Raw genomic sequence first — 22219 nt, 5'->3', positions numbered from 1 at the left:
TCCCCTGTCTTTGCAAATGCCGTGCCAGCTATTTAATTTCCTTTAATAACAGTAACTTGCATAAAAACACCGTCTACCCACCCCATCAAGCCGGGCCATTCTGTCGCAAACTGGCGACAGCCGGACCACCACAAAGCACCAAGCCATTGATTTAAAATAAAAAACCCCTGTCGCCATTTGGCGACAGGGGTTGAGCGGCCGCGACTGCTTCAACACTCCTTGAATGCAGATGCAACCAAATCATGCTTTTGCAACAGCCGATAAAATTCAGTGCGGTTCCGGTCCGCAATGCGCGCGGCCACACTGGCATTGCCCGCAGTCACCCGCAGCAGCTTTTCCAGGTAATCCCGTTCAAACTGACGTCTTGCCTCAGCCAGTGTTGGAATACTGGCCATGCCATCAGACACGGCTTTTTGCACCAGGCTCAGCGGAATCAAGCCAGAGGTGCTAAGCACACAGCATTGCTCCACCGCATTGGCCAACTGACGGATATTGCCAGACCAGCGCAGGCTGCACAGATACTCCATGGCATCCGGGGCAAAACCAGCCACCTCCTTGCCATAACGCTCACATAGCTGCGCCAGAAAATGTTGCGACAGCAAGGGAATGTCTTCCCTGCGCTCACTGAGCGCAGGCAATTGCAAGGCCACCACATTCAGTCGGTAAAACAAGTCCTCCCGGAACAGGCCGTCTCCGATCAGCGACTCCAGATCACGATGCGTCGCCGAGATGACGCGCACATCCACCGCCAATGATTTGCTGGCACCAACCGGTCGCACCTCGCGCTCCTGCAGCACGCGCAATAACTTGACCTGCAAGGCCAGCGGCATGTCACCGATCTCATCCAGAAACAGAGTGCCGCCATCGGCCTGGGCAATCAGACCCTGATGACGTGCGGCAGCACCGGTAAATGCCCCCTTCTCATGACCAAACAACTCACTCTCCAGCAAGTTATCCGGAATGGCCGCACAATTGACCGCGATAAACGGCCCGCTGGCACGCGGACTGGCGCGGTGCAAGGCGCGGGCCAGCACTTCCTTGCCAGTGCCACTCTCGCCACGGATCAACACGCTGGCATCCGTTGCTGCAACCAGACGGGCCTCGGCCAGCAGCTCATCCATCAGGGGACTGCAACTCACCACTTCCGCACGCCAGGCATTCTGATCATCCACCACCATGGCAGGTGCAGACAGCTGTAAAGCCTGCTCCACCTTATTCAGCAAGGCAGCACTGTCAAATGGCTTCACCAGATAACCGAACACACCGCGACTGACCGCATCAACAGCGTCCGGCACCGTACCATGTGCAGTCAGAATGATGACCGGCATTGATGGATAACTCTTTTTCACCAGTTCGAATAAATCCATGCCATTCATGCCAGGCAAGCGCCAGTCAGTCAGCAGTACATCCGCCCGACGTACCGCCAGTGCGCTCAAGGCAGCCTCGGCAGATGCAGCCTTGTCTACCAGATAGCCGGCAGCTTCAAGACGCAGGCTAAGCAGGCGCAACAGATCAGCATCGTCATCAACCAGTAATACGCGTCCACTTTGCTTCATGGCTGTATTTTCTTCTTGCTGGCCTTGTTGACCATGGATTGTTCAATCTGGCGCAAAGCATCCAGCTTTGCCGCCAACTCATCCGCCCGGTGCTGCTGCTCCAGCAACTGGGCATTGCTTTTTTGCAGCGACTCATCATGCCGCCTGCGTTCGTTTAACTGCACGGACAACAGTAGGGATAAGCCGCTCAGTCCCTCTGCGGGCTCCTGTCGTAACTGGGCATTGGCCAGTTCCAACTGTATGCGCATGGTGTCAAACCTGGCCTCGCCATTCAGTAGTTGCTGGGCGACAAAACGCAGCCTGTCACCCGCACAAGCCTCCCGAGCAGGCACAACGCTTTCTTTTCCCCGGCGAACACTGCCCAACACCGCATCCGCATCAGGGCAACTACGTTGCGCGTATCTGCCGCCAGCAGAGGTAGCACCATCGCGCGACTGCCGCCCGCTGATGCCCGCACAGCCGGTCACCATCAGCAGCACCAGCAAGGCATATATATTTTTACGCATCATGCACTTGTTCACTCAGCAGGATCATGGCCACCAGACGCGTAAATGCGCGCCTCGTTCTGCCGGTAATGACTCGACATCTCCACCCATCAATTGAGCAAAGGTTTTTACCATGGTCAGCCCAATACCACTTCCAGGCGGCTCGCCAAATGGCGCCGGCCCGGTATAAAAGGGCTGAAATACCAGCATGTGCTGCTGGGCAGGAATTCCAGGACCTTGATCCATGACGGACACCATAGTCCTGTCAGCTAGCCTGAGCGCTTCTACAGAAATGACACCATCACTTGGAGAAAACCTGATGGCGTTAGAAAGAAGATTATCGATAATGGTTCGGAGTTTTTCCTGATCCACCTGTACCAGCAAAATACCAGACGGCAATTCAAGACGCAGCCGCTTTTGCTGCAGTAATGGCTGCATGGCCGCGGCAGACACCGCAATCAGCGCACACAAATCATGCTGCGCCATGGCAAGCGGCCGCTCCAGCCAGTTGGCCGCATCATGCATCAATAGCGCATCAACACGCTGTCGCAACAGACGGGTATTGGATAGCGTGATAGCCACGATTTCCTGCTGAGATGGCAGCAAAGGGCCTGGAATCTGGTCCTGCAAGAGCGAGGAAGCCTCCTGAATGGCGGCCAACGGTGTTTTGAGTTCATGCGAAACGTGGCGAAAAAAGTCAGCCTTATCTTCCTCCAGCCGGGCAAGACGCTGATCCAGCTCCCCCAGCGCAGCCGCAAGTTGCACGATATCCACAGGCGCGGACATCCCCCAGGACTGGCCTCGCACACCTTGTGCCAGAGCGGCAATCTTGCTGCGCAAGTGCTGCAAGGGCCGAACCAGCAACCAAGCCAGCAGCAAACCACATCCAATCGCAAGGCACAGAGACAACACGGCCACCCGATCAGCCTGCTGGCGCTTGTCTCGCAAGCTGCCATCCCACTGCTGTCGCCTCGCGTCAGCAAGCTGCCTGATGTGCGTTTCAAGCTCGGCCCCCAGGCTGGCCAAAGCCAGATATTGGCTCGACCACGCACTGGCAGGATGATCCGCGCCATCCAGCAGCAGCCGCGACTGTCGACTCCACAGCATCAGCCGCCCTCCCAAGCGCTGCAACCCCTCATCATCCATGTGCTTCAGCCGATCAGCCAGTTGCTGTAATCCGGCCAGTGCATCACGTCCGGCATGGGCATAACTATCGTCATGCAGCACATTCCATTGCCGGCTAGCACGCTCAAACAGTTCGCCCTGGCTGGAAAAAACACGCATGGTTTCGGCAAGCTGCTGTGCTTGCCGCTGGCTTTGATCTACCTGTTCTGCCAGCTGCTGCAAATGCCACCAAGTTTGAACCAAAGCCAACGAAGGAATCAGCGTCACCACAAACAGGCTGGCAACCAGCAAGGTTTTGAAAGACAGATGGCGTAATAGCATCAGTGCTCCATAGCCAAAGTAATGCCAGCATTGTCCGGCACAATCAGCAGCGCTCACAAACCAAAGCAGCGCACATTGCACATTGCCACCATACGCCACAAAGCACAAAGCCCAGCTCGATTGAGCTGGGCTTCTGTAAGGGGAGTCTGGCAGTGTCCTACTTTCACATGGCGAATGCCACACTATCATCGGCGCTAAGGCGTTTCACGGTCCTGTTCGGGATGGGAAGGCGTGGGACCACCTCGCTATGGCCACCAGACATAAACTGTCAACAAACTTGAAGAAGCTTTGTCATCCAGACTTCGTCTGAATCACTGAATTAATTAGGTATCTTATCTTGGATCTTTGATCGCGTCGCACATTCACTATCCATCCGGTCTCGGTTTCCCAAGCCACTCAAATGATAGGATCAAGCCTCACGAGCAATTAGTATCGGTTAGCTTAACGCCTCACAGCGCTTCCACACCCGACCTATCAACGTCCTGGTCTCGAACGACTCTTCAGGAGGGTCTAGCCCTCAGGGAAGTCTCATCTTCAGGCGAGTTTCGCGCTTAGATGCTTTCAGCGCTTATCTCTTCCGAACTTAGCTACCCGGCAATGCCACTGGCGTGACAACCGGTACACCAGAGGTTCGTCCACTCCGGTCCTCTCGTACTAGGAGCAGCCCCCGTCAAACTTCCAACGCCCACTGCAGATAGGGACCAAACTGTCTCACGACGTTTTGAACCCAGCTCACGTACCACTTTAAATGGCGAACAGCCATACCCTTGGGACCGGCTACAGCCCCAGGATGTGATGAGCCGACATCGAGGTGCCAAACACCGCCGTCGATGTGAACTCTTGGGCGGTATCAGCCTGTTATCCCCGGAGTACCTTTTATCCGTTGAGCGATGGCCCTTCCATTCAGAACCACCGGATCACTATGTCCTGCTTTCGCACCTGCTCGACTTGTCGGTCTCGCAGTTAAGCTACCTTTTGCCATTGCACTATCAGCACGATTTCCGACCGTACCTAGGTAACCTTCGAACTCCTCCGTTACACTTTGGGAGGAGACCGCCCCAGTCAAACTGCCTACCATGCACTGTCCCCGATCCGGATAACGGACCAAGGTTAGAACCTCAAAGGGGTCAGGGTGGTATTTCAAGGTCGGCTCCACAGGAACTAGCGTCCCTGCTTCAAAGCCTCCCACCTATCCTACACAAACCACTTCAAAGTCCAATGCAAAGCTACAGTAAAGGTTCACGGGGTCTTTCCGTCTAGCAGCGGGGAGATTGCATCTTCACAAACACTTCAACTTCGCTGAGTCTCAGGAGGAGACAGTGTGGCCATCGTTACGCCATTCGTGCGGGTCGGAACTTACCCGACAAGGAATTTCGCTACCTTAGGACCGTTATAGTTACGGCCGCCGTTTACTGGGGCTTCGATCAAGAGCTTGCACCCCATCACTTAACCTTCCAGCACCGGGCAGGCGTCACACCGTATACGTCCACTTTCGTGTTGGCACAGTGCTGTGTTTTTGATAAACAGTCGCAGCCACCGATTCTCTGCGACCTGTCGTAGCTCCCACCGCAGGGTGTTCACCACAACAGGCATACCTTCTCCCGAAGTTACGGTATCAATTTGCCGAGTTCCTTCTCCTGAGTTCTCTCAAGCGCCTTAGAATTCTCATCCTGCCCACCTGTGTCGGTTTGCGGTACGGTTCTTGTGTAGCTGAAGCTTAGTGGCTTTTCCTGGAAGCGTGGTATCAGTCACTTCAGGTCCGTAGACCCTCGTTATCACTTCTCGGCGTTAAAGAAGGGCGGATTTGCCTACCCTTCACGCCTACCGGCTTGAACGACCTATTCCAACAGGCCGCTGACCTAACCTTCTCCGTCCCCACATCGCACTACACAAAAGTACGGGAATTTTAACCCGTTTCCCATCGACTACGCTTTTCAGCCTCGCCTTAGGGGCCGACTCACCCTACGCCGATGAACGTTGCGTAGGAAACCTTGGGCTTTCGGCGAGCGGGCTTTTCACCCGCTTTATCGCTACTCATGTCAGCATTCGCACTTCTGATATCTCCAGCATCCCTTACGAGACACCTTCACAGACCTACAGAACGCTCCCCTACCATCTGCACTTACGTGCAAATCCGCAGCTTCGGTTATCAGTTTGAGCCCCGTTACATCTTCCGCGCAGGACGACTCGACCAGTGAGCTATTACGCTTTCTTTAAATGATGGCTGCTTCTAAGCCAACATCCTGGCTGTCTGGGCCTTCCCACTTCGTTTACCACTTAACTGATCATTTGGGACCTTAGCTGGCGGTCTGGGTTGTTTCCCTCTTGACGATGGACGTTAGCACCCACCGTCTGTCTCCCATGCTCGCACTTTCCGGTATTCAGAGTTTGCCATGGTTTGGTAAATCGCAATGACCCCCTAGCCATAACAGTGCTTTACCCCCGGAAGTGATACATGAGGCACTACCTAAATAGTTTTCGGGGAGAACCAGCTATCTCCGAGTTTGTTTAGCCTTTCACCCCTATCCACAGCTCATCCCCTAGTTTTGCAACACTAGTGGGTTCGGACCTCCAGTGCGTGTTACCGCACCTTCATCCTGGCCATGGATAGATCACTCGGTTTCGGGTCTACGCCCAGCAACTAAAGCGCCCTATTCGGACTCGGTTTCCCTACGCCTCCCCTATGCGGTTAAGCTTGCTACTGAACGTAAGTCGCTGACCCATTATACAAAAGGTACGCAGTCACCCCTTGCGAGGCTCCCACTGTTTGTATGCATCCGGTTTCAGGTTCTATTTCACTCCCCTCCCGGGGTTCTTTTCGCCTTTCCCTCACGGTACTGGTTCACTATCGGTCGATCACGAGTATTTAGCCTTGGAGGATGGTCCCCCCATCTTCAGACAGGATTTCGCGTGTCCCGCCCTACTTTTCGTATGCTCAGTACCAAGAATGAAATTTCGTGTACGGGGCTATCACCCACTATGGCGGACATTTCCAGGTCCTTCCACTATCTCAATCTCTATCACATACAGGCTATTCCGCGTTCGCTCGCCACTACTGACGGAATCTCGGTTGATTTCTTTTCCTCGAGTTACTTAGATGTTTCAGTTCACTCGGTTCGCTTCCACAGACCTATGTATTCAGTCTGGGATACCCTTGCGGGTGGGTTTCCCCATTCGGATATCGCGGGATCAAAGCTCTATTGCCAGCTCCCCCGCGCTTTTCGCAGGCTTACACGTCCTTCATCGCCTGTGATCGCCAAGGCATCCACCAGATGCACTTAGTCGCTTGACCCTATCATTTCAGTAACCTGAGTTACCAATCCGACAGGATTGTGTTTGTGCGACATGTCACACCGCCCCTTTTGTGATGGCGACATGACATTAGATACAATCAAATTCCCAAGATGACGATTTGTCCTGCATGCAGAGTTAACTTCATGCATTTCATTTCGCCGTCTAATTAATTCGGCTTCTTCAGTTTGTTAAAGATCGGGCGTTCGACCTTGCGGTCAATTCAACGCAAACAAAAAGATACCCGGAAACAACGTTTCCAGATGCGTTTTTGTTTGAGTTGAGGTGGTGGAGGATGACGGGATCGAACCGACGACCCCCTGCTTGCAAAGCAGGTGCTCTCCCAACTGAGCTAATCCCCCAAACTGGTGGGTCTGGAAGGACTCGAACCTTCGACCCCTGCGTTATCAACACAGTGCTCTAACCAGCTGAGCTACAAACCCAGTCAAACCCTTAAAATCTCGAATAACCGATAGGCTGTGAATACTTGACGATCGCCTTCTCTAGAAAGGAGGTGATCCAGCCGCAGGTTCCCCTACGGCTACCTTGTTACGACTTCACCCCAGTCATGAATCCCACCGTGGTAAGCGGCCTCCTTACGGTTAGCCTACCCACTTCTGGTGAAACTCACTCCCATGGTGTGACGGGCGGTGTGTACAAGACCCGGGAACGTATTCACCGCAGCATGCTGATCTGCGATTACTAGCGATTCCGACTTCACGCACTCGAGTTGCAGAGTGCGATCCGGACTACGATCGGTTTTATGAGATTGGCTCCACCTCGCGGCTTGGCTACCCTCTGTACCGACCATTGTATGACGTGTGAAGCCCTGGTCATAAGGGCCATGAGGACTTGACGTCATCCCCACCTTCCTCCGGTTTGTCACCGGCAGTCCCATTAGAGTGCTCAACTAAATGGTAGCAACTAATGGCAAGGGTTGCGCTCGTTGCGGGACTTAACCCAACATCTCACGACACGAGCTGACGACAGCCATGCAGCACCTGTGTTACAGCTCCCTTTCGGGCACCAATCCATCTCTGGAAAGTTCTGTACATGTCAAGACCAGGTAAGGTTTTTCGCGTTGCATCGAATTAATCCACATCATCCACCGCTTGTGCGGGTCCCCGTCAATTCCTTTGAGTTTTAACCTTGCGGCCGTACTCCCCAGGCGGTCAACTTCTCGCGTTAGCTACGCTACCAAGGATTCAAACCCCCAACAGCTAGTTGACATCGTTTAGGGCGTGGACTACCAGGGTATCTAATCCTGTTTGCTCCCCACGCTTTCGTGCATGAGCGTCAGTGTCATCCCAGGGGGCTGCCTTCGCCATCGGTATTCCTCCGCATCTCTACGCATTTCACTGCTACACGCGGAATTCTACCCCCCTCTGACGCACTCTAGCTGTGCAGTCTCCAATGCAGTTCCCAGGTTAAGCCCGGGGCTTTCACATCAGACTTACACAACCGCCTGCGCACGCTTTACGCCCAGTAATTCCGATTAACGCTTGCACCCTACGTATTACCGCGGCTGCTGGCACGTAGTTAGCCGGTGCTTATTCTTCAGGTACTGTCATCCCCCAGCGATATTAGCGCTAGGAATTTCCTCCCTGACAAAAGTCCTTTACAACCCGAAGGCCTTCTTCAGACACGCGGCATGGCTGGATCAGGCTTGCGCCCATTGTCCAAAATTCCCCACTGCTGCCTCCCGTAGGAGTCTGGGCCGTGTCTCAGTCCCAGTGTGGCGGATCATCCTCTCAGACCCGCTACTGATCGATGCCTTGGTGAGCCTTTACCTCACCAACTAGCTAATCAGACGTCGGCCGCTCAAATAGCGCAAGGTCTTACGATCCCCTGCTTTCCTTCTCAAAGCGTATGCGGTATTAGCTATCCTTTCGGATAGTTATCCCCCACTACTCGGCACGTTCCGACGCATTACTCACCCGTTCGCCACTCGTCAGCGGAGCAAGCTCCCTGTTACCGTTCGACTTGCATGTGTAAAGCATGCCGCCAGCGTTCAATCTGAGCCAGGATCAAACTCTTCAGTTCAATCTCATAGCAAATTTTCTGGCACGCAAGATCAAAGAAAATAACAAGTATTTCTTGTCTTGCAGTGCAAGTATTTGGCTTTCGCCAAGCACTCACACCTATCGGTTATTCTGTTTTTTAAAGAGCGGTGCAGGTCGCTGCGTTTCGTTTCCGTCGCTGCGTTGTCTGCTGAGGAGGCGAACTATACCGCCCTGCCCCACCCTCGTCAACACTTTGTGCGAATAAATCTGCAGGATTTGCCAAAATTCCGTCCCGCAGACCGCTAAGTCACTGAACGGTAATACTTTATGAAATACGGGTTTCATGGCTGTTTTGCTGCGGGTGCACAGCCAGCGACGCACTGACGTCCTTCCTGACGCTGACCCATGCAGGAAACTGGCGCAAAAAGCTGGTCTCAGCACCGACACAGGCAGCAAAAAGCCCGGCTGGGCCGGGCCTTTTGCTGAGTCAGCCATTTCTGATACCAGAGAGGGCAGTTCTCATGACAGCTTACTGACTGTTCGGCTTCTTGGTATTTCGACTACGGCCGCGCGGTGCAGATGGTACCGCTGCCTCAGAACTTGCAGCCGGCTTACGGCGCGAACGCGGAGCAGGTACAACGGCATCCCCCGCAGACTGCGCAGCGACGGAACTTCCCGCAGGCTTGCGTCGTGCGGCTGTCGACTTCGCTGGCTCACCTTTCACAGGAGGTCTAGGATCCACCGGCGTTGGCACCGCTGCCGGTTTACGCTGATTCCTTGCCCTGCCGGATGCTGCCGATGCCGCTTGCGGAACAGCAGCGACATTATCTTGTCGGCTGTCAGCATGTTTGCCATGCTGATTCCGACTACGCCCACCATGGTTGTTCTGCTTGCGGGAGGATGTAGCAGTATGGCTTGCGTGCTGTGGCTTCTCACGCTTACCCGCAGGCGCAGCCAATGCAGGCTGCGTGGTATCGCGCACCAATGCAAAATCAACCTGGGCATTTTCCAGATTGGCACTCACCACCTTTACCGTCAGCGTATCGCCGAGGCGATAAGACATCCCGCTCTTTTCGCCAACGATTGCCTGAATGTCCTTGCGGAAATGGAAGTAGTCCTTGCCCAGTTCGGAGATATGTACCAGACCTTCTACATAAACATTATCCAGCAACACAAACACGCCAAAGCTGGTGACCGCACTGATCTTGCCTTCGAATACCTCGCCTACCTTGTCCTGCATATAGTAAGTCTTGAGCCAGGACTCGACGTCACGACTGGCATCATCCGCCCGCCGCTCCGTCATGGAGCAATGCATACCCAGCTGAGCCCACTTGCCGGGTTTGTATTTACTGCCCTGCAATACTGCCTTGATGGAACGGTGAACCAGCAAATCCGGGTAACGGCGGATCGGTGAGGTGAAATGCGTGTAGGCATCATAAGCCAGACCAAAATGGCCATTATTGTCCGGCGTATAGACGGCCTGCTGCATGGATCTGAGCAGCATGGTCTGCAGTACCGGCGCATCCGGGCGACCATGAATCTGCTCGGCGAGCTTGGCATAATCCTTGGCCGTCGGCTTGTCGTTACCGGCCAGTGTCAGTCCAACCAACTGCAAGTAGTTGCGCAGGTTTTCCAGTTTTTCTGGCGTAGGGCCTTCATGTACGCGATACAGACATTTCTGCTTACTCTTGAGCAGGAAGTCCGCCGCGCAGACGTTGGCCGCCAGCATGCACTCTTCAATCAGCCGATGGGCATCGTTGCGGACCACCGGAACGATCTTGTCTATCTTGCCCTGCTCGTTGAAGATCATCTGCGTCTCAATCGAGTCAAACTCGATTGCCCCCCGCTTGGCACGGGCTGCCAGCAAGACCTTGAACAAGCTGTAGAGTGTCTGGATATTCGGCAGCAGCGGGTTATCAGTCCCATGCTGGATCCAGTCCCATACTTGGGTATAGGTCAGCCGTGCTTTTGAAAGCATGACTGCAGGGTAGAACTGATAGCGTTTGACTTCTCCCTTGCCATTGATTTGCATGTCACAAACCATGCACAGCCGCTCAACATCGGGATTCAAGGAACAAATGCCGTTTGACAGTGCTTCGGGCAGCATCGGGATAACACGGCGCGGGAAATAGACGGACGTTCCGCGATTCACTGCCTCTTGATCCAGGGCATCGCCCGGCTGGACATAATGACTGACATCGGCAATGGCCACGATCAGCCGGAAACCCTTGCCTTGCTTCTCCGCATAGACAGCATCATCGAAGTCGCGTGCAGTTTCGCCATCAATGGTCACCAGCGGCAGATGACGCAAGTCGACACGATCCTTGGACAAGTCTTTTTTGCGTACCTTCTTGGGCGTGGACTTGGCCTGGGCTAATACCTCTGCCGGAAACTCATGCGGCAAGGCATGTTTGCGCAGCGCAATTTCAATTTCCATGCCCGGATCAGCATAATTGCCCAGCACTTCCACGACCTTGGCTACCGGCTGTCGGTAGGCATCCGGATACTGCAGGATTTCCACCATGACGACCTGGCCATGCTTGGCATCCTGTTGACTGCCAGGCTCGATGAGAACCTCGTGCCGGATACGACGATCTTCCGGCGTGACGATCCAGACGCCACGCTCCTGATGAATGCGTCCTACCAGTTTGCTGACCGCATGGTCCAGCACCTCGACAATCTTGCCTTCCTGCCGTCCACGACGATCAACGCCCGAAGGACGTACCAGCACACGGTCGCCATGCATGACTTTTTTCATTTCACGCTCGGGCAGGAAGATATCCACCCCACCGCCTTCACCTTCATCCGGCAGAGCAAAGCCAAAACCGTCACGGTGACCGGAAACCTTGCACTTGATCAGGTCCAGCTTTTGAGCGGCACAAATTGCACCTTTGCGATTGATGATCAGTTGACCTTCACGTTCCATGGCCAGCAGGCGGCGCTCAAAGAAGCCCAATTCGGTATTCTTGATAGACAACATGGCGGCCAGTTCTTCCGGGAACATTGGCACACCGTTATTTTCCAGAAGTTGCAGAACGAACTCCCGGCTGGGTAAGGGATTGGAATATTTGAGTTTTTCTCGTTCCAAGAAGGGATCCTGCATGCGCAGGGGGATATTTTTTTGTTTTTTTGCAGATTGGGCCATTGACACCCTCAGAAACTTGTTTATAATTCGCATCTCGTTGCAGCACTACAGCAACTGAATGATACAGCAAAGCAGTGCCCAGGTGGCGGAATTGGTAGACGCACTAGGTTCAGGTCCTAGCGCCCGCAAGGGTGTGGAAGTTCGAGTCTTCTCTTGGGCACCAACAAACTGTATTGTATAGTGCTTATTAAAGTTGTAGCGGAAAATTTGGTTTGCCCAGGTGGCGGAATTGGTAGACGCACTAGGTTCAGGTCCTAGCGCCCGCAAGGGTGTGGAAGTTCGAGTCTTCTCTTGGGCACCAACAATTTTTAAAATCAGCAGGTATTGCTGGTTTGTAGTACCACAATTTGCTTTGCCCAGGTGGCGGAATTGGTAGACGCACTAGGTTCAGGTCCTAGCGCCCGCAAGGGTGTGGAAGTTCGAGTCTTCTCTTGGGCACCAATAAAAAGCCGTTGATCTCTGATCAACGGCTTTTTCCATTTCTACCCAGATAATTTCATTGCGCTTGCTTTTTGCTATCTTCCCCGCGCCCTGCCAGTGCAGCACCTGCATTACCATCCAGTCTCCAGAAAAATGCGACCGAAAGTAAGGTCAGCATGCCCATCACCAGAAAAGACCAGGCGAAATCGCTGCTTTGCAAGGTGCCATGCGCTTGTAGTCCCGCAGTAGTCTGCAGAATGATGGCGGCAACAGTGACGCCAAAACCCGCCGCCAGTTGCTGCGCGACGCTGGACAGGCTGGTTGCATGGCTCATGCGCGCCTGTGCCACGTCGGCAAAGGCAATGGCATTCAGACTGGTAAATTGCAAAGAGCGCAAAAATCCACCCAGTACAAACACCAACAGCATCACCCAGTGCGGCGTGTCGGGGCGAAACAGTCCGTACACGGCCATGGAAATGGCAACCAATACGGCATTCCAGATCAGCACTTGCTTGAAGCCAAAGCGCTCGAGCACCTTGGAGACAATCGTTTTCATGAAGATGGCGCCAACCGCTGTAGAGCAAGTCAGCAAGCCCGATTGAAAAGGCGAGTAGCCGAAACCAAGCTGTAGCATCAAGGGCAGCAGGAAAGGCGTGGCCCCAATCCCCATGCGAATGAGAAAGCCACCCAGCACACTGGCATGAAAGGTTGGCAAGCGCAGCAAGGATAGGTCGAGCAAGGGTTCATTTACCCGGCGGTAATGCAGCAGGTAAGCCAGCAGCAACAATCCTCCTGCCACGCTGACTGCCACAGAAAGGTTGGCCGACAACATATGCTTGCCCTCGGTAGCCAGCCCCAGCATCAGCATGGACAAGCCCACTCCGCTCAAGAAGAAGCCGGTCTTGTCCAGTGCAGGCACATTTTCATCGCGCAGATCTTCGATATAGCGCTTGGCCAGCACCATGCCCAGCAGGCCGATGGGAATATTGATGAAGAAAATCCAGCGCCAATGGAAATAAGTGGTGATAAACCCACCCAATGGCGGCCCGATCACCGGCCCCAACAAGGCCGGAATGGTCAGGTAGCTCAATGCCCGGACCAATTCATCCTTGCGCGTTGTGCGCAAAATGACCAGTCGCCCCACCGGCACCATCATCGCCCCGCCCATGCCCTGCACGAAGCGCGCCAGGACAAATGACTCCAGCGAGCCACTGAAGCCACAAAGGATGGAACCCGCCATGAAAACCAGGATGGCGGAGCGGAAAATCCGACGTGCGCCGAAACGGTCCGCCATCCAGCCGCTGACGGGGATAAAGACGGCAAGGCTGACCAGATAGGAGGTCAGCGCCAGCTTGAGCGCCACCGGATCGACCAGCAAATCCTGTGCAATGGCGGGCAAGGAGGTGGAAATAACCGTGGCATCCATGTTTTCCATGAATAATGCGGTCGCAATGATAAGCGGCGTCAGCATGCCGCGGGCAAGAAGAAACTGCATGTTGTGTCACAACGGTAGGAAGTCTGAATTCAGTCTAACAGTTTGACCCAAACCCACCGCAAGGATCTTACAAACAAGTGTTGCGGGTGACTGAATAAAACAAGGCAGCACGTGGCAGCCTTGTTTGTGATGACACATCCAGGGCATTACTGCGCTGGTAACTGCAAGGCGTTGCTGAGGTCACCCATAGGTGCTGCCCCATGAGCGCGCAAACCGGCATCACGTTCCAGTACGCCAGGCAAAGGTTGCAACTCAAAACGGCGCGTCAGGAAGCGCAGGATGGAGCCGGTATCGTATTGCGTGTGATCGACAAAGCCTTTGCGGGCATACGGGGAGATGATGATGGCCGGAATACGGCTGCCCGGACCCCAGCGATCGCCTTGCGGAACAGGTGCGTGGTCGTAGATGCCGCCATTTTCATCGTAAGTCACCACAATCAGCATGTTCTTCCATTGCGGGCTCTGCTGCAGACGGGCAATGACCTGAGCAATATGCTCGTCGCCATCTGCCACGCTGGCATAACCTGCATGCTGGTTGACATTACCTTGCGGTTTATAGAATGAAACCGCTGGCAGCTTCCCGGCTTGTGCAGCCTGGAGGAATTCTGCATCAAAATCCTTCAGGTGAGCCTGACGGTTGGCCTGTCGGGTAAGCGGGTCAAACTCGGCGTAATAGTTGAAGGGCTGATGGTGTGGCTGAAAGTTTGGTGTACTGCCGTTGTAGATATTGCTGCGGGCGGCCAGTGCAGCATTCCAGCCACCAGCATACCATGCCCAGCTCACACCTTTGGCAGTCAGCCGGTCCCCGATGGTCGGGCCAGTCTGGGCCGGCAGGGTGCTTGCCTTGGCAGTGTCCGCATACTGACTGGCACCATTGGCGGCCGGTGCATTGCCACTGGGCTGGTATAGCGGCTGCATGGTATTCACCGCGTAGAACATGCCCTGCTGGTCTTTGGGCGTCAGGTTGCCGTCATTCTTGTAGCTTGGCTTGCCATCCAGAACAGATGCCTTGGCACTGGCAGCAGGGGTCAGACGCAGGAAACGCCCCTGCGCATCGGTGTCGATGGCCGAAATGGAATCGCGCGCCGGCGAGTCTGCAGCATCTGCATGCGGGTATTGCGGAGCACAGGCGCAAATCAGGTACTGGTGATTGAGGAAGGAACCCCCAAAGGCACCCATGAAGAAGTTGTCGGCCAGCGTGTACTGACGCGCCAGTTTCCACAAGGCCATTTTGCTGCCATCGTAATAGCCCATGCTCAGACCGCCAGCATCGGAGTAAGCGGCAAACTTGTCGTTGGCACCACCATTGATCTGCATCTGGTTGTTATAAAAGCGGTGGACCAGGTCACGTGTCGTAACGTCCTGCCCAATCACGGTGCCGCTGCCCTGCACTCCTGTGGGATCATCCAGCTGGAACGGCCGGTTTGGCCAGCCCATGGTTTGCGCCTGGGACAAGGTGACACGCTGCCCGGCTACTGTCAGTCCACCCCAGGTTGGCGGTAATACGGGGAGTACGGAACCATCAAAATCCTTCTGCGGTATGTACGCACCACGTGAAGAGGGGTTCACCCCGGGTATGCCGTTTGCGCCGGGAAACAGTCCATAAAGATTATCAAAAGCGCGGTTCTCGGCAAAAATAACCACTACGTTCTGGATGGTATCAAGTGAGCCAGCCGTTGTCGGCGACGCTGCAGGCATGCTGTTACAGCCAGCCAGCGCAAGGGTCAGTACCATCGGTGCCAACAGGGGCTTGGAATGTTTCATGTCTGTCTCCGTATGCTGATACCAGCGATTGTGACTGCGGCGTGTTGCACCATGATGATGGATTAGAGACTGAAAATTATTGACGGGGCAAGGTGGCAGTTACTGACCCTAGTGCAGGGGCTTAACGTCATCAAGCCGTGATGAAACTGCGTTATGTTGCAACAATTCTGTCGTCGATCAAGCACCATGCACCACTCCACCACCCTGCTACGTATTTCCTCTTGGCTAAGCGGTTTTCTGCTGCTCGGCAGTCTTTGTGCATGCACACAAACAGGCAGGCAAGCGCAAAGCGGCCAAGCGGCAGGTATTTATGCAGCCAGCTCGATACCGGACAACCGCCAGTTGACCCAACTGGGACGCCGGCTGTTCTTTGAAACCGCGCTATCGGCCAATGGCAAACATTCCTGTGCCAGTTGTCACAGCCCGGAGCATGCTTACGGCCCGCCGGATGGTAAGTCGGCACAACTTGGCGGGCTGGACGGCAAGCAAATGGGCAACCGTGCCGTACCATCCTTGCGCTATTTGCAAATCGTGCCGCCTTTTAGCGAGCACTTCCGCGACAACGATGGCAATGACAGCGAGGATGCAGGGCCGACCGGGGGCTTTACCTGGGATGGCCGGGCTGCCAGCGTACACGAACAGGCGTCCATTCCATTACTGGCAGGCAATGAGATGGCCAATACCAGTACGGATCAGGTGGTCAGGCAGCTAAAAGCCAGTGCAAGTGCCAACGCCTTCATGGCGGTTTTCGGCCAGGATATCTTCCAGCACCCGGCACAAGCCTTCGACAAACTGGTGCTGGCATTGGAGGTTTTCCAGCAAAACCCGGCCGATTTTTACCCGTATAGCAGCAAATATGATGACTGGCTGCGGGGCAAGGCTGCGCTGAGCCGTCAGGAAATGCGCGGCTTGCAAGTATTCAACAGTCCGGACAAGGGCAACTGTGCCGCCTGTCATTTGAGTGAGTGGCAGCCCGATGGTGCCTTTCCGGCATTCAGCGACTTTGGCCTGATTGCGCTGGGTGTTCCACGCAATCGACAACTGGAAATAAATCGGAATACGGCATTCCACGATATGGGTCTATGTGGACCAGTGCGCCAGGATATGCAGAAAGCAGAATACTGCGGGCTATTTCGGACCCCGTCCTTGCGCAATGTGGCCACACGCAAGGTGTTTTTCCACAACGGGGTATTCCATGATTTGCGCAAGGCGGTGGAATTCTATGCCAGCCGTGATACCCAGCCGGAAAAATGGTACCCCGTCGCCAGCAATGGCCAGGTGGTCATGTTTGATGATTTGCCGACGGTTTATCATGGCAATATCAACCGCGATGCCCCCTTTGGCGGGAAAAAGGGCGCATCGCCAGCGCTTAACGCACAAGAAATCAATGACTTGCTGGCTTTTCTCGGCACACTGACGGATGCCGATGCCCGCCCAGCCCGCAGCGGGCCATAGGGGCCGCTGCGCTTACTCATCCAGCCGGGGTACATCCTCCCGGCCCAGCATGGCAGCCAGCACATCCACCACCAGTTGGTGGTCCTCGCGTTGTGGCAAGCCGGATACCACGACCGAGCCGACACACACTCCTCCTTCCAGCAACAGCGGAAACCCGCCGCCATGGGTAGCGTAATCTGCCAGTGGCAGTCCGTTCTTCTCCTGCAGGCTGGTTTGCTGACGCTGGCAATCCAGCCCGATGGCCAGTGAGCTGCGCTCGAACTTCTGCACCACATTATGCTTGCGCCTGGCCCAGTCCTTGTTATTGGCTGTGGCACCTGGCATCAGGCACTGAAAGCGCCGGGTCTGGTTGAGAGTAAGCACAATCGCCAGTGCGGCACCACGCCGTATTGCCTCCTCCCGCAGACGACAACCCACCAGCCACGCGGTATCCGCATCGAATTGCTTGAATTGCAGCAGGGCTTCCTGCTGCGCAATGATCTGCAAATCCTGCTCAAGACTCACAGCACCTCCTCCGCAGAGATTTCACGCCCCGACGCAGCGCTACGCACGGCACGCTCCAGCCACTCCATCACGTTGGCGGCTTCGACGGCAGTCACCGGATTACTGTCCTGCCCACGGATGGCTGCAGCAACACGCTGGTAGTAACAACGATAGTCACCAACCTGATTAGCCCATTGCGAGCAATGGCTCACATCACCTTCAGCCACGATCAGTTGCCCCGGCAGAGGGTCATTGCCCCATCCTTCTGCGCCCACAGCCTTGCCCTGCTTCAAGTCCGACTCCTGCGTATCCAGTCCGTATTTGACGTAGCTGGCCAGATCGCCATGCACCGCATAGCGCGGGATACCGCCACTCACCAGGCATGAGCCATGCAATACCACGTGCGTTGCCGGATAGCGCAATTGCACATGGAAATAATCCGTTGCCTTGGCGCCCTGACGCTGCGTGGCAAGAAAGGCGGTAATTCCCAGAGGACGCCCGAACAACAACAAGGCTTGATCCAGCAGATGCGGACCCAGGTCGTACCACAAACCGCTACCGGCACCGCCCTGCTCGCGCCAGCGCTGTCGTACTTCAGGACGGTAGCGGTCAAAGTGCGAGACAAACTGGCTGATCTGCCCCAAGCGGCCACTGTCCAGCAACTGGCGCAGGGTCAGAAAATCTGCATCCCAGCGACGATTATGGAAAACGGATAACAACACGCCCTGCTGCTTTGCCAGCTCATCCAGCTCTCTTGCCTCGCTTAGCGTGACGGTAAACGGCTTGTCGACGACAACATGCTTGCCAGCCAGCAGCGCAGCCTGCGCCTGTTTGAAATGCACGTCATTGGGTGTGGCAATCACAATCAGGTCGACTGCTGCATCTTGCAAAGCCTGTTCAAACGAGGGCCAGCACCGTGCATCAGGCCAGTCAGCCTGCAACTGCTCGGGCTTGCTGCTGACAATCCCGTACAGACGCAGGTCCTGACAGGCTGCAATCAACGGTGCATGGAAGGTTTTGCCGGCATAGCCATAGCCAAGCAATACAGCATTCAAGGGTGTGCTCATGTCATTTCCGGAGGGAGGCAAGGCAGGTCAAATACGCGCTGGAAATGGACTGCATCCAGGGTGTTAGCGCTATCTTGCCAGCACTGCTGCATAAAAAAAACCCACCGTATGAGGTGGGCTTTTTTTGATCAGGCCAGGATTACAGCCCGTAAGGATGACGCAATACGATGGTTTCTTCACGATCAGGACCGGTGGAAACGATATCGATCGGCGCGCCGCATACTTCTTCGATACGCTTCAGGTAAGCCTGGGCGTTAGCCGGCAGGTCTTCCCAGCGCTTGACGCCAACCGTGGAGTCCGTCCAGCCCGGCATGGTTTCGTAGACCGGCTCACACTTGGTAACCGCATCGGAACCGAAGGGCAGAATGTCGATCTTCTTGCCATCGAGCATGTAGCCGGTACACAGCTGGATTTCTTCCAGGCCATCCATCACGTCCAGCTTCATTACGCACAGACCGGACACACCGTTGATCTGGATGGAACGCTTCAGCGCAGCGGCATCGAACCAGCCACAGCGACGCGGACGACCGGTAACCGAGCCGAACTCGTTACCGCGCTTGGCCAGGAAGGCACCAATTTCGTTTTCCTGTTCGCTCGGGAAGGGACCGGAACCCACACGGGTACAGTAGCCCTTCACGATACCCAGCACGTAGCTGAGCATCTGCGGCGGCACGCCTGCGCCCGGCGCTGCGGCACCAGCCACACAGTTGGACGAGGTGACGAAGGGGTAGGTACCGTGGTCGATGTCCAGCAGCGTACCTTGTGCGCCTTCAAACAGGATGGGGACACCGGCCTTGTCCATGTCGTACAGAGTACGCGACACGTCTGCCACCATCGGCTTGATGCGCTCGGCCAGCTTCATGGTATTGGCCAGGATGTCTTCATAGCTAACCGGCTCGGCCTTGAGCAGATTGGTCAGCAGGAAGTTGTAGTACTCAACGTTTTCCTTCAGCTTGGTGGCAAAACGTTCCGGGTTGAACAGGTCGATCACCTTCAGTGCGCGACGGGCCACCTTGTCTTCGTAGCAAGGGCCGATACCGCGGCCGGTGGTACCAATCTTGCCAGCGCCAAGGGAGGCTTCACGCGCCTGGTCCAGTGCCACGTGGTAAGGCAGGATCAGCGGGCAGCCTTCGGCAATCTTCAGGCGGGCCGAGGCATTCACGCCAGCGGCTTCCAGCTCGTCGATTTCCTTCAGCAGGGCTTCAGGCGACAGCACCACGCCATTACCGATGAAACATTCCACGCCTTCACGCAGAATGCCGGACGGAATCAGGCGCAACACGGTTTTCTTGCCATTCACCACCAGGGTATGGCCCGCATTGTGACCACCCTGGAAACGTACCACAGCACGTGCGTGGTCGGTCAGCCAGTCAACGATCTTGCCCTTGCCTTCATCACCCCATTGGGTACCGATCACGACAACATTCTTGGACATTGGAAAAACCTCTTCTTCAGTCAAACTAAAAATCAGTTAAACGGGACGATCTGCCAGCCATCAGCGGCCGGAATCAGTTCACGGTTGCAGCCGATGGCTTCGGCTGATTCCCCCAGGTAATCAATGATCACCACTTCACCACCGGCACGCAGACGTTCGACTTCCGCTTGTGCGGCCGGCAGATGGCGATTGGAAACGCGGATGCCCATGGCACTGCCGCGTTCCGGCAGAATCTGGATCAAATCACGCAGATCCAGACTGAAACCTGTTGCAGGACGCGCACGGCCAAAACGGCGGCCAACATTGTCGTAGCGGCCACCACGGGCCAGCTCTACCGCCCAGCCTGGGGCATAGGCGGCAAAAATCAAACCGGTGTGATAATGGGTGCCACGCAGCTCGGACAGATCAAAGCTGATGGCAACACGGCCTTCAAAGGCACGGGCAATCGCCGTCAGTTGCATCAGTGCCAGTTCCACTTCCGGCAAGGAAGGCAGACGGGTACGGGCTTTTTCCAGCACGCTGGCCGGGCCGTACAGTTCTGGCAGGGCCAGGAAAGCAGAGCGATACGGTTCGGCCAGACCGGCCACTTGTTCGGCAATGCTGGCGGCATCCTTGTTTTGCAGTACGGCAAACAGCTCGCGCGTTGCTTGCGGCGACAGGCCAGCCGCGGTTGCCAGACCACGGAAGATGGCGGTATGGCCAACGTCCAGTCGCAACTGCGGCACCTTCACCTGGTCCAGCGTGGACAACATCAGCTCGATGATTTCGATGTCCGCCTCAATGCCGGCGTAACCATAAAGCTCGGCACCAACCTGCATGGGCTGGCGAGAACTCATCAAACCGTTGGGACGGGTATGCACCACGCTACCGGCATAGCACAAGCGCGTCACGCCAGTACGATGCCCCAGCAGGTGAGCGTCGATGCGCGCTACCTGCGGGGTGATGTCTGCGCGCAGTCCAAGCTGATGACCGGAAAGTTGGTCGTCCAGCTTGAAGGTTTTCAGATCCAGCGCGGTATCCCCTTCGGCGATCAGCGAATCGACATATTCGATCAGCGGTGGCAGGACCAGTTCATAGCCTGCACAGCGGAATTGTTCCAGCATCGCCGCCTTGGCAGACTCCACCTGGCGGGCAGTGGCGGGCAGAATGTCCGCAATGTATTCGGGTAACAGCCAGTTACGCATATTCCGGTTTCGACAAATAAAAGGCGGGATTCATCACCCCGCCCTGTTTACGGCAAACTGGCCGGGGTGTCCGGCCAGTCATGAAAACTGATTGTAGAATCAAGACAACGCTTACTTGCCCTTGCTGGCGGCCTGCGGGTTCTTGAAATACTTGAAGAACTCGCTGTTCGGGTCCAGCACCATGACATCGCTCTTGTTCTTGAACGACTCTTTGTACGCATCCATGCTGCGCCAGAAGGCATAGAACTCCGGACTGCGACCATAAGCCTCGGCATAAATCGCCGCAGCCTTGGCATCGCCCTCGCCTTTAAGCTGCTGCGCCTTATTGTAGGCTTCAGCCAGAATCACGTCGCGCTGCTTTTCTGCTTCAGCCCGGATGCGTTCGGCGTCGGCTGCACCTTCGCTACGCAACTGGCTTGCGACGGTGCGACGCTCCGACTGCATGCGGTCGTACACAGAGCTGCTTATTTTATCCGGAAAATCGACACGTTTTAAGCGCACATCGAGAATTTCGACGCCTATTTTACGCGCATCTGCGTCTGCGCGCTTGCGAACCGTGTCCATCACCTCGTCTCGCTTGCCGGAAATCACGTCAGCAACCGTTTTCTGACCGAACTCGGCGCGCAAGCCGTCATTGATGGTTTGCTTCAAGCGGGCAACTGCGGCGGCTTCCGAACCAACGCTCTTGTAGAACTGTTCGACATCGACAATGCGCCATTTCACGTAGCTATCCACCAGCACGTTCTTCTTCTCGCGGGTATTGAACAGCTCGGGCGCTTCGGCATCGATGGTCAGTACGCGGCTGTCGAAATAGCGCACATTTTGCAGTAGTGGAATCTTGAACTGAATACCTGGCTGCTTGATGACACGTTCCACCTCTCCAAACTGGAAGACCATGGCGTACTGGCGCTGGTCGACCGTAAACAACGACAGGCTGGCGATGAACAGGACAGCAAGCAGGGCAAGCATGGTTGGCATGAGTTTCTGCATG

12 protein-coding genes, 5 tRNA genes and 3 rRNA genes are annotated in these 22219 nt (G+C 55.4%); 4 read left to right on the top strand and 16 right to left on the bottom strand.

From position 1 onward, the window contains the following. Positions 1-209: 209 nt before the first annotated feature. The 9 genes from DLM_RS02960 to rnr form a co-directional block, all read right to left on the bottom strand. Positions 210-1556, bottom strand: coding sequence for a sigma 54-interacting transcriptional regulator (locus DLM_RS02960; RefSeq protein ID WP_089082689.1), 1347 nt, complete (start codon positions 1554-1556; stop codon positions 210-212). Beyond that, positions 1553-2065, bottom strand: coding sequence for a hypothetical protein (locus DLM_RS02955; protein WP_145985756.1), 513 nt, complete (start codon positions 2063-2065; stop codon positions 1553-1555). The genes DLM_RS02960 and DLM_RS02955 overlap by 4 nt, the downstream gene beginning before the upstream one ends. Before the next feature lie 21 nt (positions 2066-2086). Then, the gene (locus DLM_RS02950) at positions 2087-3487 is read right to left on the bottom strand and encodes a sensor histidine kinase (protein WP_145985755.1); all 1401 of its coding nucleotides are present in this window, start codon (positions 3485-3487) and stop codon (positions 2087-2089) included. 144 nt (positions 3488-3631) lie between these two features. Further along, positions 3632-3746 (bottom strand): 5S ribosomal RNA (gene rrf, locus DLM_RS02945). A 146-nt stretch (positions 3747-3892) separates the two neighbouring features. Further along, positions 3893-6779 (bottom strand): 23S ribosomal RNA (locus tag DLM_RS02940). 285 nt (positions 6780-7064) lie between these two features. Continuing rightward, positions 7065-7140 (bottom strand) — tRNA-Ala (locus DLM_RS02935). Positions 7141-7144: 4 nt separating this feature from the next. After that, positions 7145-7221, bottom strand: a tRNA-Ile gene (locus DLM_RS02930). A 64-nt stretch (positions 7222-7285) separates the two neighbouring features. Beyond that, positions 7286-8821 (bottom strand): 16S ribosomal RNA (locus DLM_RS02925). Together the 16S, 23S and 5S rRNA genes with 2 tRNA genes alongside form the textbook arrangement of a ribosomal RNA operon. Before the next feature lie 489 nt (positions 8822-9310). Then, positions 9311-11926 carry a ribonuclease R gene (gene rnr, locus DLM_RS02920; protein WP_089084875.1) on the bottom strand — a complete coding sequence of 872 codons (2616 nt, stop codon included), beginning with the start codon at positions 11924-11926 and terminating at the stop codon, positions 9311-9313. A gap of 76 nt (positions 11927-12002) precedes the next feature. Here rnr and DLM_RS02915 point away from each other — a divergent pair. From DLM_RS02915 to DLM_RS02905, 3 genes are all read left to right on the top strand, one after another. Continuing rightward, positions 12003-12089, top strand: a tRNA-Leu gene (locus DLM_RS02915). A 51-nt stretch (positions 12090-12140) separates the two neighbouring features. Next, positions 12141-12227, top strand: a tRNA-Leu gene (locus tag DLM_RS02910). 53 nt (positions 12228-12280) lie between these two features. Beyond that, positions 12281-12367, top strand: a tRNA-Leu gene (locus DLM_RS02905). Positions 12368-12422: 55 nt separating this feature from the next. Here DLM_RS02905 and DLM_RS02900 read toward each other — a convergent pair. Together DLM_RS02900 and acpA are read right to left on the bottom strand one after the other, a co-directional pair. Beyond that, the gene (locus DLM_RS02900) at positions 12423-13781 is read right to left on the bottom strand and encodes an MDR family MFS transporter (RefSeq protein WP_231960031.1); all 1359 of its coding nucleotides are present in this window, start codon (positions 13779-13781) and stop codon (positions 12423-12425) included. A 206-nt stretch (positions 13782-13987) separates the two neighbouring features. Continuing rightward, complete coding sequence (gene acpA / locus DLM_RS02895; protein ID WP_089084876.1) at positions 13988-15604, bottom strand: acid phosphatase; 1617 nt, start codon at positions 15602-15604, stop codon at positions 13988-13990. A gap of 153 nt (positions 15605-15757) precedes the next feature. On the opposite strand from acpA, the gene DLM_RS02890 reads away from it, so the two are divergent. Then, positions 15758-17059: a cytochrome-c peroxidase gene (locus DLM_RS02890; RefSeq protein WP_231960026.1), complete on the top strand. Its 1302-nt coding sequence runs from the start codon at positions 15758-15760 to the stop codon at positions 17057-17059. Positions 17060-17071: 12 nt separating this feature from the next. Here DLM_RS02890 and DLM_RS02885 read toward each other — a convergent pair whose 3' ends face one another. The 5 genes from DLM_RS02885 to hflC form a co-directional block, all read right to left on the bottom strand. Further along, the gene (locus DLM_RS02885) at positions 17072-17563 is read right to left on the bottom strand and encodes a heme-degrading domain-containing protein (protein ID WP_089084878.1); all 492 of its coding nucleotides are present in this window, start codon (positions 17561-17563) and stop codon (positions 17072-17074) included. Then, positions 17560-18609: an oxidoreductase gene (locus tag DLM_RS02880; RefSeq protein ID WP_089084879.1), complete on the bottom strand. Its 1050-nt coding sequence runs from the start codon at positions 18607-18609 to the stop codon at positions 17560-17562. Before DLM_RS02880 ends, DLM_RS02885 begins: the two co-directional genes overlap by 4 nt. Before the next feature lie 139 nt (positions 18610-18748). Next, complete coding sequence (locus tag DLM_RS02875) at positions 18749-20044, bottom strand: adenylosuccinate synthase (RefSeq protein WP_089084880.1); 1296 nt, start codon at positions 20042-20044, stop codon at positions 18749-18751. Positions 20045-20076: 32 nt separating this feature from the next. Next, entirely contained in the window at positions 20077-21228 is a 1152-nt protein-coding gene (locus tag DLM_RS02870; protein ID WP_089084881.1) for an ATP phosphoribosyltransferase regulatory subunit, read from the bottom strand. Positions 21229-21339: 111 nt separating this feature from the next. Continuing rightward, positions 21340-22218 (bottom strand): protease modulator HflC, encoded by an 879-nt coding sequence (gene hflC / locus DLM_RS02865; protein WP_089084882.1) that lies wholly within the window; start codon positions 22216-22218, stop codon positions 21340-21342. Position 22219 lies beyond the last annotated feature (1 nt).

This window comes from Aquitalea magnusonii (assembly GCF_002217795.2).
GTDB lineage: Bacteria > Pseudomonadota > Gammaproteobacteria > Burkholderiales > Chromobacteriaceae > Aquitalea > Aquitalea magnusonii_B.
This window is presented reverse-complemented; position numbering and strand designations above follow the sequence as displayed.